The 16,753-nt window shown below is 31.3% G+C and carries 12 protein-coding genes and 3 pseudogenes; 9 read left to right on the top strand and 6 right to left on the bottom strand.

The genetic code is table 11. The features are described from left to right. Window positions 1-528: 528 nt before the first annotated feature. The 4 genes and pseudogenes from ACJDU8_RS23360 (at window position 529) to ACJDU8_RS23345 (ending at window position 4,455) form a co-directional block, all read left to right on the top strand. The gene (locus ACJDU8_RS23360; protein ID WP_406794586.1) at window positions 529-1,368 is read left to right on the top strand and encodes a COG4705 family protein; all 840 of its coding nucleotides are present in this window, start codon (window positions 529-531) and stop codon (window positions 1,366-1,368) included. 141 nt (window positions 1,369-1,509) lie between these two features. After that, a pseudogene (locus tag ACJDU8_RS23355) lies at window positions 1,510-1,659 on the top strand (glycosyltransferase); the annotation flags it as partial. Between the two features lie 40 nt (window positions 1,660-1,699). Continuing rightward, window positions 1,700-3,763, top strand: a complete 2,064-nt coding sequence (locus ACJDU8_RS23350; RefSeq protein ID WP_406794585.1) for a glycosyltransferase family 39 protein — start codon at window positions 1,700-1,702, stop codon at window positions 3,761-3,763. Window positions 3,764-4,146: 383 nt separating this feature from the next. Beyond that, window positions 4,147-4,455 carry a hypothetical protein gene (locus ACJDU8_RS23345; protein ID WP_406794584.1) on the top strand — a complete coding sequence of 103 codons (309 nt, stop codon included), beginning with the start codon at window positions 4,147-4,149 and terminating at the stop codon, window positions 4,453-4,455. On the opposite strand, the gene ACJDU8_RS23340 is transcribed toward ACJDU8_RS23345, so the two are convergent. Then, window positions 4,452-5,036: an FAD:protein FMN transferase gene (locus tag ACJDU8_RS23340; protein ID WP_406794583.1), complete on the bottom strand. Its 585-nt coding sequence runs from the start codon at window positions 5,034-5,036 to the stop codon at window positions 4,452-4,454. The two genes, ACJDU8_RS23345 and ACJDU8_RS23340, sit on opposite strands and share 4 nt — an antisense overlap. 768 nt (window positions 5,037-5,804) lie before the next feature. On the opposite strand from ACJDU8_RS23340, the gene ACJDU8_RS23335 reads away from it, so the two are divergent. After that, a complete protein-coding gene (locus ACJDU8_RS23335) occupies window positions 5,805-5,972 on the top strand; it encodes a hypothetical protein (RefSeq protein WP_406794582.1) in 168 nt (55 codons plus the stop codon). Next, window positions 5,947-7,095: a leucine-rich repeat domain-containing protein gene (locus ACJDU8_RS23330; RefSeq protein WP_406794581.1), complete on the top strand. Its 1,149-nt coding sequence runs from the start codon at window positions 5,947-5,949 to the stop codon at window positions 7,093-7,095. The genes ACJDU8_RS23335 and ACJDU8_RS23330 overlap by 26 nt, the downstream gene beginning before the upstream one ends. Before the next feature lie 129 nt (window positions 7,096-7,224). On the opposite strand, the gene ACJDU8_RS23325 is transcribed toward ACJDU8_RS23330, so the two are convergent. Both ACJDU8_RS23325 and ACJDU8_RS23320 read right to left on the bottom strand, forming a co-directional pair. Beyond that, the gene (locus ACJDU8_RS23325; RefSeq protein WP_406794587.1) at window positions 7,225-7,488 is read right to left on the bottom strand and encodes a GNAT family N-acetyltransferase; all 264 of its coding nucleotides are present in this window, start codon (window positions 7,486-7,488) and stop codon (window positions 7,225-7,227) included. A gap of 153 nt (window positions 7,489-7,641) precedes the next feature. Beyond that, window positions 7,642-8,361 (bottom strand): YwaF family protein, encoded by a 720-nt coding sequence (locus tag ACJDU8_RS23320; RefSeq protein ID WP_406794580.1) that lies wholly within the window; start codon window positions 8,359-8,361, stop codon window positions 7,642-7,644. A 1,690-nt stretch (window positions 8,362-10,051) separates the two neighbouring features. Between ACJDU8_RS23320 and ACJDU8_RS23315 the strand changes: the two genes are divergently transcribed. Both ACJDU8_RS23315 and ACJDU8_RS23310 read left to right on the top strand, forming a co-directional pair. Continuing rightward, the gene (locus ACJDU8_RS23315) at window positions 10,052-11,926 is read left to right on the top strand and encodes an SGNH/GDSL hydrolase family protein (RefSeq protein ID WP_406794579.1); all 1,875 of its coding nucleotides are present in this window, start codon (window positions 10,052-10,054) and stop codon (window positions 11,924-11,926) included. A 477-nt stretch (window positions 11,927-12,403) separates the two neighbouring features. After that, window positions 12,404-12,784: pseudogene (locus tag ACJDU8_RS23310) on the top strand (response regulator transcription factor); the annotation flags it as partial. Between the two features lie 115 nt (window positions 12,785-12,899). On the opposite strand, the gene ACJDU8_RS23305 reads toward ACJDU8_RS23310, so the two are convergent. Next, window positions 12,900-14,351, bottom strand: a complete 1,452-nt coding sequence (locus tag ACJDU8_RS23305) for a HAMP domain-containing sensor histidine kinase (protein WP_406794578.1) — start codon at window positions 14,349-14,351, stop codon at window positions 12,900-12,902. Between the two features lie 402 nt (window positions 14,352-14,753). Between ACJDU8_RS23305 and ACJDU8_RS23300 the strand changes: the two genes are divergently transcribed. Next, entirely contained in the window at window positions 14,754-15,341 is a 588-nt protein-coding gene (locus ACJDU8_RS23300) for a hypothetical protein (protein WP_406794577.1), read from the top strand. A 301-nt stretch (window positions 15,342-15,642) separates the two neighbouring features. On the opposite strand, the gene ACJDU8_RS23295 is transcribed toward ACJDU8_RS23300, so the two are convergent. Both ACJDU8_RS23295 and ACJDU8_RS23290 read right to left on the bottom strand, forming a co-directional pair. Further along, the gene (locus ACJDU8_RS23295; protein ID WP_406794576.1) at window positions 15,643-15,927 is read right to left on the bottom strand and encodes a transposase; all 285 of its coding nucleotides are present in this window, start codon (window positions 15,925-15,927) and stop codon (window positions 15,643-15,645) included. Window positions 15,928-16,166: 239 nt separating this feature from the next. Next, window positions 16,167-16,664: pseudogene (locus tag ACJDU8_RS23290) on the bottom strand (iron-containing alcohol dehydrogenase); the annotation flags it as partial. Between the last annotated feature and the right edge of the window lie 89 nt (window positions 16,665-16,753).

Raw genomic sequence — 16,753 nt, 5'->3', positions numbered from 1 at the left:
ATTTTTTTTAAACCAGTTCTACCATCACCTGCTACGTCCACTTCATATCCTTCGTAGGATAGTTCTGGTTCTAGAAAACTTATAATTTCAGCTTCATCTTCAACAATAAGAACTTTGGTCATTTTTTACCTCCTTTGAATTTACATAAGTCTATGGAAAAACCGAAAAATAACGGTGTTTTTCGGTTAAAACCAACCAAAATTATATTCTCTAGTAAACATAGTATAACTTTAATAAAATATTGTAAAGAAAAAAATAACTTATTAATGTTTTGTCTTAAGCTCCCCTTTTATACTCTTACCATTGAACTAAGGCAATCTTTTTATTTATAAAATAATTATTAAAATTTCATTAGAAAATTTTAATCAGCTCTTAATGTTTCTCTTAGTAATTTTAAAGATATTGGTATTATAATTTAAAATGTACTTTAAATTTTGGTGTACTAGTAAAATGCCAACTGTAAAGTTAAAGTATGTAAAATACTAGACAACTAAACGCACATTGACTTAATTTGGAGGTAGATTATCAATGAAAATAAGTATGAGTAAAACATTATCGAACACTCCTGAACAGCACGCATTGAATAAAGTTCCGCAAGTTTCAATCATGTTCTGGATTATTAAACTATTATCTACTGGAATGGGTGAAGCAACATCCGATTTTCTGTCGCATCTGGGAATTCATAGCCCTCCTGGAATGACTCAAAGTGCAGCGGGTCCTATATCACATATGGCATTATCCTTTAGTCCGTTCATGGCAGTTATGACTGTCGTCTTGATTATAACGATGATACTGCAGATCAAATCACACCGTCATGTGCCATGGAAATATTGGTTAAATGTCGTATCTGTAGCTGTTTTTGGTACAGCTGCAGCGGATGCTGTGCATGTTGGTTTTGTGATGTCCACTACTATATTCGGGGCAATTTTGGTTATTGTACTAATAGCTTGGTATGCTGTGGAAAAGACCCTGTCTGTTCATAGTATCTATACACTTCGTCGTGAGATTTTTTACTGGGCTACAGTAGTTTCAACATTTATGCTTGGAACTGCTCTAGGGGATATGACTGCTGAGAACCTGAACTTAGGAAATTTGATATCCGGATTCATGTTTATCGGTTTGATTGCTGTACCGGCTGTAGCCTATAAGCTGTTTGGTATGAATGAAATATTTTGTTTCTGGTTCGGTTATATAATTACAAGGCCTCTCGGAGCCTCATTTGCGGATTGGCTGTCGTACGGACATGATAGAGGTCTTGGGCTGGGATCCGGTCCAGTAAGCTTGGTATCTACAATAACTATTATTGCTCTTGTTGTTTATGTTTCATTTACCCACAAAAAAGAAAAAGATACTACATACAATCCTTAGCTTTCATAAACAAGTGAACTATATTATCTGTAAATTTATCATAACTATATACAACATTAATTTAATTATTGCATAGATTCTAATAATTATTTTTATCCCTTTTAAGGGACGTGATTGTAGGTAGCAGCATACTTAGCTTAGATTCTACCAATCAATCTCTTATTACTCGGCCTTATGCTTTGTGGCTTGGGGATTATGGGAGAATATATAGGAAGAATATTTGATGAAAGTAAAGATAGACCAAATTACATTATTGAAAGTGTAGTTAATCATGATGATGAAAAAATTTGAACTCAAGACGAATGAGTGAGTTAATACGGAGGATTAATTGATGAAAAAAGAAAAATTTACCAAGCAATACATTCCACTAATGCTGATAATATTGCTATCCGCAGTATTAAATTTTGTAAACTTAGGTATAGAGGGTACAGCGAACGCCTACTATGCTGCAGCTGCTAAAAGTATGACCATGAGTCTCAAAAACTTTTTTTTTGTATCCTTTGATCCTGCAGGTTTTGTTACTATCGATAAGCCGCCAGTTGGTTTTTGGCTTCAGGCAATCTCAGCTAAAATATTGGGCTTCAGCGGATGGAGCATAATTTTACCACAAGCTTTGGCAGGAATCGTTTCTGTAATACTTATATATCATCTTGTTAAAAGGTCCTTTGGAAATACTTCGGGCCTCCTAGCAGCACTATTCCTAGCTGTAACTCCGGTTTTTGTGGCAGCAAGCAGAAATAATACAATTGACAATGTTCTTGTTATGATCTTACTGTTTGCCTGTTGGAGCCTTTTTATAGCTGCAGAAAAAGGGCAATTTAAGTATCTTATATTGAGTATAGTGCTTGTAGGCATAGGTTTTAATGTAAAAATGGCTGAAGCCTACATGATAGTTCCTGCTTTATATATTACTTATCTTCTAGCAACATCAGTCTCTTTAAAGAAAAGGATAATCCATCTTGCAGTTAGTACAGTTGTTTTGGCGGCAGTTTCTCTCTCTTGGGCTCTGGCTGTAGATTTAACGCCTGCAAGCAGCCGTCCATATGTAGACAGCAGTACAAATAACACTGAGATGGAGCTCATTGTAGGACATAATGGGCTAGAAAGAATAGGTTTAGGCAGCAATTCAAATCCGGGAATTTCCCAAAAACAGTCTTCTAATAATAAAACTTCAGACAATTCAAGTAGTAAGGAAAATCAAGGCTTAACTGGTAGTAATGAACAGATGGGACAATTCCATGGCCACACGGGAAGCAATTCAGGTCTTTCAGGTAACTTTGGATCACAAGTACCTGCAGGATTAACTAGATTATTCACTAAGAGTATGCTCTCAGACCAGATAGTTTGGTTTATGCCACTAGCTTTATTTGGATTTGCAGCAGCAGCTATAGGAGAAAAGCTCAAATTTCGATTAGACAATATGAGAAAATCGTCATTACTATTATGGTTTATGTGTTTCTTGCCTGAATTTATATATTTTAGTTTTACTACAGGAACCTATCATCCTTATTATTTAACAATGCTTGCTCCTCCAATAGCAGCTTTGGCAGCCATTGGCATCACTTCAATGTGGGAGTTTTATAAGGGAGATGGTTGGAAGACTTGGTTATTACCTTCAGCCTTTTTAGTGACAGGCGCGGTTCATCTGCTTATGCTATCCTACTTCATCAGCTACTCGAGTAGTATTAAGGTATTGATAGTGGTAGTTGCAGTATCAACCATTATTGCTTCAATAATTTTGAGTTTACTAAACCTTAAAAGAAATAACTCAGAATCAGGTACTATGAATAAGCTCAGATACTCTTTAGTATCATTAGCCTTAATTGGACTTTCAATTACACCATTGGTAGGTTCCTCAGCTGCAATGTTTGTAAAGCTGGATAATTCTGTCCCCACAGCAGGTTTAGAACTGCTATCCAACAAGGGATCACAAATGAGCGGCAGCTTTTCAGGCGGTTCCTCTGAAAGTAGTAGTTCATCACTTATACAGTTCCTTGAAAAAAACAGAACAGCCGAGCAAAAATACTTGCTTGTTGTACCCAGCTCTAATACTAATTCTGCATCAGATATTATAATACAAACCGGTGAGACTGTAATGTCCTTAGGTGGATTTGCAGGCAGCGATCAGATTCTTACTCTAGCGCAGTTTAAACAGCTTGTTAAAAATGGGGAAATAAGATATGTAATGGCTGGCGGACGTAGTGATAAAAGCACTACCATCCAAATCATGAATTGGGTTAAGCAGAACGGTAAATTAGTTTCTTCAAACGAGTACAGTTCTACCGACAGCAGCACAACAAACTTGGATAGACAAAACATGGAAGGCTTCGGCGGTGACAACTCTGGCCAATTATATGATTTAAAAGCTTATACAGATAGTTCTACCACAAATTAATATAAAAGAATATTCATAAGTTCAAAGACTTTCATTTTTATGTACAAAACAGAAAATAAGATCCAGAATACTTATAAGAATAGTATCATAAAACCCACTGAAGGTCAGTGGGTTTTATCCCATTCCAACAGTATATCAATATAAAATTATTTTATATTTGACCTGTTTTTAATAAGAATACTATAACCATTATCTATCATTAAAGATTCAAGAATTTTAGCAGTTTATTATATTATTTAGGTTAGGTAAGGAATTTAGCCTTATTTATTTAAGAGTTAAAATAGGAGTTGATTGATTTGTTTCATGTTTACAAATTTAGTTATTCAACAACCTATTTATGTTACGATATATATTTAAAAATCAATTAATAAAGGAGAACTCGAATGAAAAAATTCAACAAGAAATTATTAACTATTTTAGTTATGCTGGTGCTTGTTAATAGCTCATTTACAGCATGTTCACTAAGTAATTCAAAAATCACATCAAATACATCGTCTAAAACGAGCGTATCTGGTCATTCTTCTGTATCATCATGTGCTTCAGTGAAGTGGATAGATTTTTCATGTAAACATAATGTCATGATCAAAAACGATGACGGCAGCCTTACAACAATGGATCAACCTTATTTCAAGTCTACACTGATTGCACTTAGAATTGTAAATGGAATAATAACAACAACTTCTACTAATTAAGGTATTGATTTATTAATATTCTGTACAAAAAGAGCAGTGGTCACAGCATCCGCATCAGTTGAACATTCACATAGTACAGTTACGCTTAAAAGTTCATTCTTTGATGGATATCCCGTACGTGGATCTATAATGTGATGATATCTTTCCCCTTCTTTGATGAAAAACTGTTCATTGCTGCCAGAGGTTACAACTGTCTTATTTGTGACTGATATTCTCACAATATATTGTCCTCTAGCAAATAATGGGTTCTGAATGCCAATCCGCCAGGGTGTCCCTGTTGGATTATGTCCCATTGTTATAGTGTTTCCTCCCAAGTTGATCAAGGTATTTTCAATTTTATATTGCAACAGCACACGTTTAACTTCATCAGCTGCATATCCTTTTGCAATACCACCCAGATCAATTGATTGTCTTTGTTCAGTCAAAGGCCGAATTGTTATGTCAAATGCCCCACCTGAAGCCCTTGAAAAATCCAAGGCACGTTTTAGTAAATTAAACGTGTCAATATTTATTTTCTGTGCTTCAAATCCAGCATAGTGATTTATTTGCATTACATTACTATCATTTTTAAAGGCAGACATTCTATAATATATGAATAGCAGTAAGCAAATTAATTAAAAAAAATTAAAGGATATTATACTTTTATGTAGAATAATAAAATATATATTCAGAATATTTTTGCATTTATTATCAAGGCCATAGAAGAAAGTATATAAGATTACAATAGCACAGACAATTCATATATGATTAAAAGGAAAAGTTTATCAATACTCCATATAGCCCCATCTTTGATAATGCAAGAAAAGGATATGTAATAATAACTGATAAATTAATTAATAGAATCATATTAATTGCTATTTTTGAATTGTAAAGGTTTTCCGTGGGAAGATGTTAGGAAATACCTTTGGCATATGTGGTCATATAATATGAAAGTTGTCATGTTGACACATAGAACAGATATTAGAGCTGAATTCTTATATATTGTATCTAAATGTAATTGCCAAATGGAGAGAATTTTAAAATTCCCAGAAGGTATATCTAAGTTTTTTTCAATTATCCTGAGGGGAATGCCTATTTTTAATGATAGAAATATTTTATCTGATACAGGAGATCTGTATCCTTGCTATCAATTCCTCTATTCATAATAATAGGGTTTATTTCCAATAGAGTAGTATTTTTCCTTCACGACTTATGCAGTATACCAGACCATAGTTGATTACCACCATAAATTTCACTACATACAGGAAACCCTGGCACTATACACGACCATAGCTAGGGTAACCAAAAGAAGCTCGAACCCTTTTTTCCGAGACTTAGGTTAAAGGGATTTGATAAAATGGGAGGTAAAAATGAGAACTGATGTCTTGAATGTACTTTTAGAAAGCTTCATATTCGACTTAGAAAGCATTTTAAATGCTTTAAAGTTAATTACTATTAAAACATTAAACAAGATTATAGGAGCTCTAAGCCATTATACGAGGGGGGAGAAAAATGAAAAAGTTAGTATTTACACTTAAAACAATATTGTTGGTTTTCATGGCCTTATTAATTTTTCAGGTGAAACCAAATATAGCACGTGGAGCTACATCAGGCGATTACCAGTACAGTTTAAATGGTAATAAGGCAACAATTACTAAATATGTAGGATTCGGAGATAATATTACAATTCCGGCAACAATTGATGGATATATAGTAACAGGTATCGGAAATAGTGCATTTTCTTTCTGCACTAGATTGAAAAGTATAACCTTACCTGACAGTATAACAAGTATCGGTCAAAATGCGTTTTGGGACTGCACTAGCCTAGCAAGTGTAACAATTCCAAATAGTATAACAAGTATCGGTAGCTATACATTTTCTTTCTGCACTAACCTAACAAGAATAACCTTACCTCATGGTGTAGCAAGTATCGGTAACTACGCGTTCTATAAGTGCACTAGCCTAACAAGCATAACCCTACCTGACAGTGTAACAAGCATTGGAGACAGCGTATTTTCTTACTGCACTAGCCTAACAAGCATAACCATATCTCATGGTGTAACAAGTATCGGTAACTATGCGTTCTATAAGTGTACTAGCTTAACAAGTATAACCTTACCTAACAGTATAACAAGTATCGGTGAAGGTGTGTTTTGGAACTGCACTAGCCTAACAAGTGTAGCAATTCCAAATAGTGTAATAGGCATCGGAAACAGTGCATTTTCATTCTGCACTAACCTAACAAGAATAAACTTGCCTAACAGTGTAACAAATATTGGTCAAGGTGCGTTTTGGAACTGCACTAGCCTAACGAGTGTAACAATTCCAAATAGTGTAATAAGTATCGGAAACAGTGCATTTTCATTCTGCACTAACCTAGCAAACATAACCATATCTCATGGTGTAACAAGTATTGGCAGCTATGCGTTTTACAAGTGTACTAGGCTAACAAGAATAACCTTACCTGACAGTGTAACAAGCATCGCAGACAGTGCATTTTCTGATTGTACCAGTCTAAGTTCAGCCAAGTTCCTTGGGAATGCACCGACTATGGGAAATTATGAGTTTGCAGGTTGTGATTTAAGATTCAAAATCTATTATCTTGCTGGCAAGAAAGGATTTACTAATCCTTGGTATGGATATACAACAGAACCTACTTAATGCTGTAACTTATAATAAAAGAAGTATTTTATTCAATACCAACAATACCGTATTTTGTTATTAACTAGAGTATTTTTTACTCTAGTTAATAAGCAAAATAAGACTATTATTACTTAAACCTTGGATAAATTAATGTTTTAATAATACATATTCCATTGGCGTAGAACGTAATCCATCTTGTATCAGTTCCTCATCAGTAGTTATGAAGCCTAATTTTTTATATATCTGAATAGCAAAGAGAGAAGAATTTACAGTTATACACTTGGTATTTGAATTTTTTTCGATTATCTCTATTTTAAGCCTATTAAATAACTCTTTTGCAATGCCTTTATGATGGTATTCTTTTTTTACAAACAATAAGTTTATATGGCAACACTCCCTTGAAGCAATTATACCTATGAGTTTTTATTGGTCAAGGATACTATTCCATATTGTTCTCATTATAGATTGAATATTATATGTTTGGCTATTAAAGGATACTTTCTTAAATGAAGAATCAGTGTCTATTTTAATAATTAGCACTTGTAGAGCAGATCCTAATTAGTATTACTTATTCCACATTTGATCTTTTATGATAAAGGGAATAAGACACAGGAAGCATGAAACAATAGCAACAAGTTCAAGAGAAATTAGATACCATGGCCAAGGTCCAAGAAAACTCATAATTGAAGTACTTTGAGTTTTATCGCAAAGATACATAATGTTAGTCCCCATAAACTTGTCATATATTCCTATAAAACCTGCATAAATGTTCAGAACCACAAAACTTTTTGTTAATGATTTAAAACTAGGCCTATAGCTATAAACAAAAGTCATGAAAAAGCATAGAATAATTATGCTACCGTGGGACAGAAAAAATTGAAAGAATACGAAATGCGGGAAAGTATATATGCCCAAATCAGGAGTCATAAGAGCCTCCAGTGAACCTGCAATACCCCAGAAGTATACTATTTCATATAGAAGATAACTCTTACATACAAACATTGTGGCAGATATTATCGTAGATATATCGCATAGTTCTAGAGGGAGTGATGATTTTAAAGGCAGACCGCCATACATAATGCACCATACCGTTAAGGAAAGCTGCTGAAGTATGAGAAAAGATGAAATATACATACGGGTAGACTTTTTTAGTAAGCGAAGCCTATGCCTGAATACATATGTAAGTATTGTAATTAATAATATTATGGCTAGGGCAATGAGATGTGGCCATGAAAACAATACAAATGGTCCACCTATAAAATTGGAAGTAAGGTATTTATTCACGAGTTATCTCCTTCTAAAATAATAAAAAGTTTACCATCAACATTTAAATTTATTTTACCATATGACAACTGGTCTAATATTATTGGTTAAAAAAATATTAATATAAAATTAAGTTCCACAAAACTATACTTTCTGGTACAAAGCTTATCTATAAGCAAACTTTCATACCATCCAATAATTAAATAAAAAATATACATATATTGGGGACAGATACTACAAGGTTAGCAAAAAAACATAAGCGTACAATTATGGGTACGGACTTAGGGGGTACCTATTGTGAAAAAAGTTATAGAATTACATGACGGAAATTATGGCTTTGAACTACAGGTTGGTGATGATATTAAACTAATTTAAATTCTAATTTGTTACAAGAGGAGGTTTGTTCGAAGGGGGGTAATTTATGTATAGAAAACTGTCTTCAAAATGCTCCAGTTTAGTTTTAAGCTGGAGCTTTTGTTAGTAATGATTATGAATCGTTTAATATATAGCTATTATTTTTTGTAAAAATGACAATTCTCACATATTTTATCTTCTTTCACAAAATTTAAAATATCTATTACATGAGTTTTACATCACTACGTCATCTAATAATCATAACTTTCAAGTATTATTTTCTTACAAAGTAAATTTATATAAAAATCACCATCATCTGGGGGAGGAAATTATAGACCAGCACCAATATCAACACCTAATGGAATAAATCATAACACTCCACAGCCGGGTGGCGTAAATCATAATAATAATGCTAAAAATCCTCAACTTAGTGGAAATAATCATAATAGTTGTGACTCAAAGCAAAATAACCCAAAGGTTAATACTCCAGCAGTAGTTGCTCCATCTAATAGTTCAACTAATAATTACGGGAAATAAAAATTAATTAGATAAATTTATGGATATTTATATTTACCAAACAATATCAAGTTATCCAAAAAGTAGTATAAATCAAATTTGCTTTTAACATTTTTAATAGCCTTTATAATAAAATACTTCTTAAAATAGCCCTTATATCCATTTTAGAAAATATTTTATTATGAACAGTGTAATAAACTTTAATTATTTACTCAAGAGGTAAGTCACAAATTAAGAATAGAACAAAACCACTATTAAGTGGTGGCTGCGTTCTCAGTTACATTTACGGCTTAACTATATATAAGTAAATAATACCATAATAGCATCTAATATAATACGATTATCTATTGGAGGTCACCCGGTTTTTGCAACTGGAAATAAGTCTTTTATTTGATTCCATTGTTCATCTGATATTTCATAACGCTTTCGTGCCATAATAGTAACCTTCAAGCTTTTCTTCTATTTTAGCTAAAGCTTAGTTTTGGTGCAACTTTATGTTTTCAGACACACCCTAACTACCTTATTAAATTCAGAGATTGACGAAAAGGAAAAAGTTAAATTTATCTTTAATACCTTTCAGTGTTTTATCCCATACGAAATGTTAGAGTTAATTTTATTAGATATTACCGATAATGTTTATAAGTAATATAAAGTTCACACATTTAATTGACAATCAAAATATAGTTTCAAGTATACTGTTAATTAATAATATAATAACAGCACTATTGGTACTATAGCTACAATTACTTAATTTGAAACAGCTTAATTTTTATAACCATAATTATTAATTATAATTTCTTTGTATTAAAAATATATCTAACTTATTGGATAGGAGTTTATTATGCTAAAGATATTAAAAGGAATATTTCTTTTAACTACAACAGCTGCTGCTATCATAGCACCAGCTACTATGTCATTAGCTGAAAGTAAAGCTAATGCAGTACAAGCAAATACAGATGTTGTAGTAAAGTCAGAAACAGGTAATGGATTACAGTTAGAAGATATTAAAAATCGCAAAAAAATAACATTTCAAGATGCTTGGGTGGCTTGGGAAAACAATGAAAAATTTCCGGTAGCATTTTTTGGAGATAGTACATTTGATGGCAATCAAACATCCGGGTGGGTTAAAAATGAAATAGGACAAGATCATCAACCACCAAATGCATTTACAACATATTTACAAAATCTAATCAGAAAATATACAGGTTCAACTACTGCTAGAATTTATAATGCAGGATTTTCTGGACAAACTGCTGATTGGGCATATTCAAATATTAATAATATTTTTTCAGGTGCTTATTCGGACGTAAAAATGATTGGTATAGGTTTTGGAATTAATGATAGACTTAATAAAACTTCAACTAAAGATTATAAAGAGCAGTTTAAGGAGAATATAGAAAATATCATATTATGGTGTCTAAAAAATAATATACAACCTTTTTTGCTTACTACACAGGCTACAATAGAACCAGGAAGTATTGATAGTTCAACTTATCCGTATCGCACAAGTGAAAATATAAACTCCATAGCTAATACAGTTAAAAAAGAATTGGCCCAAAAATATAACATTGAGTTAATAGATATAAATTATTATACCTCAAAGCTCCTAGCAAATAATGAGACTTATAGCTTAAAAGATATAATTAGCACAGATCATCTGCATTTTACCGATGCAGGTCATAAATTTGAATCTGAGGTATTATTTGCATATTTTGATCCCAGAGTAATTATACTAGATGGTAAAAAACAAATAAAACTAGATTTTACGTCACAAAATGTGAAAAGTAATATATCAAGTGATAGGGTCTTATTTGAAGATGACCCAATTAATCTCTGGTATACAAATTATTTATTCAACAACTTTGTTTACTATGATAAAGGAGATACATCTGATGTTCTACTGCAGGATTTTATAGTTTTAAATTTGTCAAATAACTTGAATCTATATAGCGTACAAATACAGATTCCTCAAAATCCAGGCTATACTTTACCTGCATCAGATATTCAAAAACCTTATGTTGTATTTAATGATACAAGGTATATTTTAAATGATACTTTCATAAATAACTATTTTTTATCCATAAATATGTACAAATTATTTTTAGTGGATAAGTTGGCGTTTGGTTTAAACGAAATAAAGTTATACTCAGGGCAGTTTAATAGAGTTGCAGCAGTTGGTTTTTATATTTCACAAGATTTTAAAAATCACAGTTCTAAAGTATCCACATTCCAAAATAATGATGGTACTGTTACAAAACAGTTTCTAACACCATATAAATTGCAAAATTATTTTGAACATAAAGCATTGTTCAAACTTAAATTAGATACTAATATAAATGATTCAGCCGATTTACTTGTGCCAATTGTAGATAGAATAAATTCAGGATTGCTTTTAGACATTAAAAACAATACAATTCAGTTATTTTCATATGTTAGAAATAGTCAATCCCTAGATGATATTGTAGATTTAAATCAATTGTTATGCTCAAATACCTTATCAAGTTCAAAAAATTTAATGAAATCTACAGGATTATATGTTGAAATTAATGCTGCAGGTATTAAAGTTTATTCAGATCTGAAGTTATCACCTATATTGAGCTATGATACTGATGGAAAAGTTATTGGTTCAGGTATATTTGCTAATTTTATAAAGCTATTAAACCAGGGCAATAATGAATATGCAATAGTTACTGCTGATGTGTTGTATAATTCATAATAAAAAACTAATACATATCTAAAGATTTTTATTAATTTTAGGTTTTTCAATAAACAGAAATTGTGAAAATGAATATGCCATCCTTATCATCCTCACTAAACTATATAGTTTATTCAGACCGTAGACAAATAGCACTTTCCAATTAACTGAAAAGTGCCCCTGAGGCATAGAAATTCTATGCCTTTTCATATATTTATCTTTAAATACAATTTCACTTATTATATATCCTACATTCCGCACGTAGAATTTAACATCATAATTTGATATTATTTCTATTTTGAATTGACAATTTACTTATAATTATTAACTATAATAAATTAAAATATACTTTAACAATAAAAATTTAAATATGTAGAAATTTTATCATACGGATTTCAGTGACAAAAAATTCAACTTTTATAAAGTCATCCGAACGAATGTCTTAAAGGTGTGATCTAAGATAATTCTAATTTAAATTCAGAAGCTGAGGTGATAGGGTTGATTAAAAAAATATATTTAGTTGAAGATGAATATAATTTAAATAGGTTACTTGAAAAATATCTTCAAAAAGAAGGTTATGATGTGACTACTTTTTTTAATGGAAATTGTGCAAAAAATAAAATAAAGGATACACCTAATCTCTGGATACTTGATATAATGCTTCCGGATATAAGTGGTTATGAACTAATTAAATATATAAAACAAAATAATAAAAATACTCCTGTTATATGCATGTCCGCAAGAGATAAAGAATTTGATAGAATAATGGGACTAGAGATTTGCAGTGATGATTATTTGTCAAAACCATTTTTACCAAGAGAATTAGTTATAAGAACTAATTCTCTTATGAAAAAAATTTATGGTGATACTAAAACTGAGCTATGATGACTTTAATTAACACGTATGTTATATATGTCAAAGTTTGTCCCTAGTTGTTACACAGAGGCTCTCTATCCCAGATAATTAATTTGGAGGGGTTCGTTACAACACCTTATTAATAATTGCTTTTAATAGGATATTTTATTATAAAACTTACTCCATTCTCTCTATTTACTGCATTGATATATCCATTATAAAAATCTATTACTTTTTTTGAAATAGCAAGTCCTAATCCAAAATTCCCCTTTTTACCTTTATACATACTATCAAATATACGTTCTATATTCTCGCTTTCAATGGCATTCCCATCATTATAAATTTCAATAACAGCAAACTTATTTTCTTTCTTTAAAGTTATTTTTATAGTAGTCTTTGCATATCTCAGTGCATTATCTAATATATTCTCTATACAAATTGTTACTTTTTCCTTATTGCCCCAAATAATACTCTTTGAAATATTTAGCTCCCACTTAATACTACTGTTAAATGCTTCAAATCTATGTACTATATCATTAAGAATGTCTTGTAAATTCATATTTTCACTTTCTGTACTATTTTCTAACATGTATTCAAGTGTATTTAAATACAATATTTGTTTAACTTTTTTTTCAAGATTTATAGCTTCATTTTTTATTATTTCAGCCGTTTTTTCAATGGAATCTATATATATACCATCTATAATTGCCTCGGCGTGGCTCATAATAACCATAACTGGTGTTTTTAAGTCATGGGATATACTTTGAAGAAACAACTTTTCATTTTCTTCAGCATATTTTAATTTTTTCTGCATAACATTCATAGAATTTGCAAGGCTTCCAATCTCATCGTTACTCTTAACCTTAATTGGTTCCCCCCAATGTTTATTGGCTATCCTCTTAGTATAATTTTCAAGCTCTTTAAGTGGCTTTGAGATGTATCCTGCAACAAATTTTGCAGTAAAAAAAGATATAGTAATAAATACAATACCTATAATAATAATTTTATATAATATGCTATTATCCAAAAAATATGGCATATAGGTAATTACATATGACTTCCCCGCATTTGTTGTACTCTTTACTGGGCTTATTATAAAAAAGAATTTAATATTGTTGTAATACTCTCTAAATTGCATTTCATCTTTTCCTACATACTTAATAAAACTAATTATCCAATTTCTTTCATTCGTTTTTTCACTATTTCCTGGTGGAGGAAATCTATTTATTTTCCCATCATTTTTTGGAGGAAGTGGCTTATGCGTTTCTGTATTATTTTGTGGTTGATTTGGTAATTGACGGATGGGATTATTTATATCTGTTATTTGTGTTTTTCCTCCATTAATATTAACAATTAAATTCTCAATACTTCTAAGATTTTTTAATTTATCAAATCTTAAAGGATTTTGAAAGTTGCTACTTTTTACTAGCATATCGTGAGCTACCTTCATATCTTGAATTTTAGCACTTTCGTCAAAACTTCTAAAAGCAACTACATACAAAAATGAAATGCAGCATATTATTATAAGAATCATACCCGTAAAAGTCATCCATATTCTAATCATTAAAGAGTTTATTTTTAATATCTTCATGATCTGATAGCCACCTTTCGCCTTTACTAATTTAACATTATATTATAAAAATCAGAGTTGTTCAAAACAATCAACTTTCTTCTAAAGTAAATTATATCTAATAATTATGGTAATGATTCTAAATCATGGTGTGATCTTTATGTTATTGCTAAGATCTCTTCTAACAGTTTTACATATTATATTCTCTGTGCAAAAATTAGGTAATAATTATTTAATTAATTTCTTATAAAAATTGTATTAGGAATCCCATATTTTATCCTTTTTCACAAAATATAAAATATTTATTACATGAGTCTCACATCACTACGTCACCTAATAGTCATAAATCCCAAGTATTATTTTCTTACAAAGTAAATTTATATAAAAAACATTATATAGTAAAAATTTTAGGAGGTAATAAAAATGATAAAAATGAAGTACAAATTAATTTCTGCTATAATGCTTGCAGCACCATTATTGGCAAATACAGGAATCGCAACAACAGTTCATGCATGCGCTAATACACAACCTATATCTCATGTTTCATCCTATTACACTTTTGCAAATTTCGAAGCTAAACTAAATTCTTTAGTAGCAGCAGGTACTATAACTCAATCTCAAGAGTCAACAATATTGAATCTCTATTATAATGGCAAAATAACAACAAGATCAACTTTTAAAGCTGAACTAGACGCTTTAGTAGCAGGAGGAACAATAACTCAAAGTCAAGAACTATCTATATTAAATTTATTTACTGGTTGGGGTTCTAGCTGGTATATACCAGCACCATCATCTGGTGGAGGAAACTATAGACCATCACCAATATCAACACCTAATGGAATAAATCATAATACTCCACAACCCAATAACTCAAAAACTAATAGCCCTGCACCTACTAGAACAAACCAAAATGCCCAAAAACCTAGTAACTCAAAACAAAACAACCCAAAAGTTAATACTCCAGCAGTAGTTACTCCATCTAATAGTTCAACCAACAATTGTGGAAAATAAAAATTAGTTAGATAAATTTATAGATGTTTATATTTACTAAACAACATCAAGTTATCTAGGAAGTAATATAAATTAAGTTTGTCCTTAACATTTTTAATAGCCTTTATAACCATGGGGCTGTTGCACAACTAACAAATAAAAGTTAGGGTGCAGCAGCCCTAATTTCATGCAAAAAATCATCACCACCCGTAAAACGGGTGGTTTGCTCAGCCCTATAAGGGCATGTTACTGGCTGTGCTACTCGCACACTGAACGGTGTGCCAACCGCATATGCCTTTACAGGCTGCACCTAAAAGGTGCTTTATTTTTTGCCTTTTTTTACTGTCTTACCCGTAAACGGGTCGATATATTCTTTTAAACTCATTTGTTCGTATGCTAAATCTTCCTGTATCTGATTTTTTATATACTCTTCTATGACTTTTTTATTCCTTCCTACAGTATCAACATAGTACCCTTTACACCAAAACTGTCTATTTCCATTATCTGCTTTTATCTTTCCATATATTATTTGTCTCCTATACTTTGGTGCAAAAACTATATGATATTTACAATTCCACTTGCTGTGTGCTAAACTACTATTGTCCATTTCGGACACACCTCCAATATATTTTAGTTGTGGTTGGCAAACCTACTTCTATTTTATATTGGAGTTTTTCTTTTTCCTACTCATAGCTATAAGCTTTCCGGAACCACAGGTAAAACCTGTGGTATTCTAAAATAAAAGAAAGGGAGATGTAAAAAAATCTCCCTTCTCGGATTATTTTTTGTTTTAATGCTAAAAAGTCGCATCGCTGACTACTTTAAAGTAGTTTTGCGACAGCCCCGCATGATTGTCATAAACATAGGTTCATTTACAGATATTATAGGCATCATTTTGGGATCTCCAATGGTCATTTTTACTTTTCTACTCTCATCTGTTATAATTGCAAAATTAGATACTTCAGCTCCTGCACCAGAAGTAGTATTTATTAATATGATGGGTAAGCTGGGATTTGTCATTTTTTTATATCCTTCATAATCTGCGATAGATCCACCATTAGTTGCTACAACAGCTATACCTTTTGCACAATCATGATTAGTTCCACCTCCAATAGATATAATAAAATGATAATCTCTTTTTAATATATCTAATTCTTTTTTAAGGTATATAAGAACATCTTGTACAAATGAAACTGTACAATTTGGATGCAAAATGCCATCAAATATATCATAAGAAATAAATAAAGGTTTTGATATCATTTCAACCATTTCAACATAGCCAAGACTTATTATATCCTTATCTGTAACAATTAAGGCCTTACTTAACTTGTATGGCATTAGGTCCATATTTGTACCATAGTCATGACCACCCCTAAAAGAGGTGGCTTGCTCAGCCCTATAAGGGCGTAATACTTCCAGCGCCTAAATGACGC

It is taken from the genome of Candidatus Clostridium eludens (assembly GCF_045310515.1).
GTDB lineage: Bacteria > Bacillota > Clostridia > Clostridiales > Clostridiaceae > Clostridium_B > Clostridium_B eludens.
This window is presented reverse-complemented; position numbering and strand designations above follow the sequence as displayed.

Bases quoted from the DNA above. Each gene is read 5' to 3' on its own strand.
- ACJDU8_RS23360 (WP_406794586.1), top strand. From the start codon at position 529: ATGAAAATAAGTATGAGTAAAACATTATCGAACACTCCTGAACAGCAC.
- ACJDU8_RS23315 (WP_406794579.1), top strand. From the start codon at position 10,052: ATGCTAAAGATATTAAAAGGAATATTTCTTTTAACTACAACAGCTGCT.
- ACJDU8_RS23335 (WP_406794582.1), top strand. From the start codon at position 5,805: ATGAGAACTGATGTCTTGAATGTACTTTTAGAAAGCTTCATATTCGAC.
- ACJDU8_RS23305 (WP_406794578.1), bottom strand. From the start codon at position 14,351: ATGAAGATATTAAAAATAAACTCTTTAATGATTAGAATATGGATGACT.
- ACJDU8_RS23295 (WP_406794576.1), bottom strand. From the start codon at position 15,927: ATGGACAATAGTAGTTTAGCACACAGCAAGTGGAATTGTAAATATCAT.
- ACJDU8_RS23345 (WP_406794584.1), top strand. From the start codon at position 4,147: ATGAAAAAATTCAACAAGAAATTATTAACTATTTTAGTTATGCTGGTG.
- ACJDU8_RS23340 (WP_406794583.1), bottom strand. From the start codon at position 5,036: ATGTCTGCCTTTAAAAATGATAGTAATGTAATGCAAATAAATCACTAT.
- ACJDU8_RS23350 (WP_406794585.1), top strand. From the start codon at position 1,700: ATGAAAAAAGAAAAATTTACCAAGCAATACATTCCACTAATGCTGATA.
- ACJDU8_RS23300 (WP_406794577.1), top strand. From the start codon at position 14,754: ATGATAAAAATGAAGTACAAATTAATTTCTGCTATAATGCTTGCAGCA.
- ACJDU8_RS23330 (WP_406794581.1), top strand. From the start codon at position 5,947: ATGAAAAAGTTAGTATTTACACTTAAAACAATATTGTTGGTTTTCATG.